The organism is Streptomyces recifensis (assembly GCF_002154615.1).
GTDB classification, from domain to species: domain Bacteria; phylum Actinomycetota; class Actinomycetes; order Streptomycetales; family Streptomycetaceae; genus Streptomyces; species Streptomyces griseoluteus.
Genome location: NZ_MUNH01000473.1, coordinates 1 through 1266, shown reverse-complemented (window position 1 = coordinate 1266; position 1266 = coordinate 1). Strand labels below are relative to the sequence as shown.

The 1266-nt window shown below is 77.7% G+C and carries 1 protein-coding gene; it reads left to right on the top strand.

Annotated features, from left to right (window positions below; translation table 11 throughout):
• Positions 1–17: 17 nt before the first annotated feature.
• A partial coding sequence (locus CCN33_RS23150) for a VMAP-C domain-containing protein (RefSeq protein WP_483027252.1) occupies positions 18–1266 on the top strand: 1249 nt, incomplete at its 3' end.

Here is a 1266-nt window from a genome sequence, read left to right as displayed (position 1 = left end):
GCGGCGAGGTCGTCGGCGTGCTCAAGTCCCGCGCGGACCACGGGGGCGGCGGCACCTCCATCGGTGTGGAGCGGCTGCGCACGCTGCGGCTTCCCGCCGACGGCGAGGACGTCTACCAGTCCGTCTTCCACGCCCACGACCGCTACCACCGCGACCGCCAGCAGAGCGCCGACTCGCCCGACCCCACCTGGGCCGACATCCAGGGCGAACTCGGCGCCCGCCCCGGCCGCACCCTCACCCCGCAGCAGCGAGGCGAGCTGCTCGGACTGCTCGCCGACCTGCCCCCGCCGGTCAGCACCCGGGGCCTGCTCGACGTACTCCGCGCGCTGCCCGACTTCCGCGTTCCCTCGCTCGTGCCCGCCCCGCGCGGCTGGCGGGACGGGCTCGGGCTGCTCTACGAACACGCCCGCCAGGACGGCGCGCTGAAGCTGGTGCTCGACTACGCGATGGGCGTGCTCGCCGCCGAACGGCCGCCCGCGCCCAGTGCCCTCGCCGCCGAACGCGCCCTGTGGGAGTGGGTGCGGCACACGGCGGCCGGCCTCGACAGCGGTTACCGGCACACCCTGGCCCGGCGGCGCACCGAACTGCTCGGCCGGGCCCAGGTGGCCCACGGGCAGGCCGCGTTCGGTGGCGGCGGCCGGGACACGGCGGTACGGGAGCCGGTGCGCCCACCGCTCACCGCGCAGCCCGAGCCCTCCGTACTGCTGGTGGTGCTGCGCCGGGGCTGGGAGCCGGACCACTGCGACTGGTCGGTCTCGGTCGGCGGTGGCCCCGACCAGGAGCCGGCCCGGCTGTACGAGGGCGAACGCGCCCCGCTGGACGGCCTGGCCGACCACGTGGCCGCCCCCCTCGCCGAGGCGTTCCGGCACTGCGACGAGCCCGGCCGGCCCGCGACCCTGTACGCCGCCCTGCCGCATCTGCACCTCAGCCTGCCGGTGGACGACTGGCGTCTCACCTTCGACGGCCCCCCGCTCGGCGCCGAACGCCCCGTCCTGGTCCGCTGCTCGGACCGCGACCAGCTCCCCGACGAGACCCCGGCCTGGGAGGCGTACGAGGACCCGGACGCCGAGCGCCGGGACCGCTGGCGGCGGCTGCGTCCCCGCCCGGCGCACGCCGAGGTGCTGGACTGCGACGACGGTGTACGCAGGCCCGTGCCGGACACGGCGGCGCTGCGCGGGCTCGGGCCGCAGACCGTGCCGGTGCTGTGCCGTCCCGGCGATCCGCGTTCGGCGGACGGGCCGGCCGCGCTCGGCCGGGTGCTGCGGG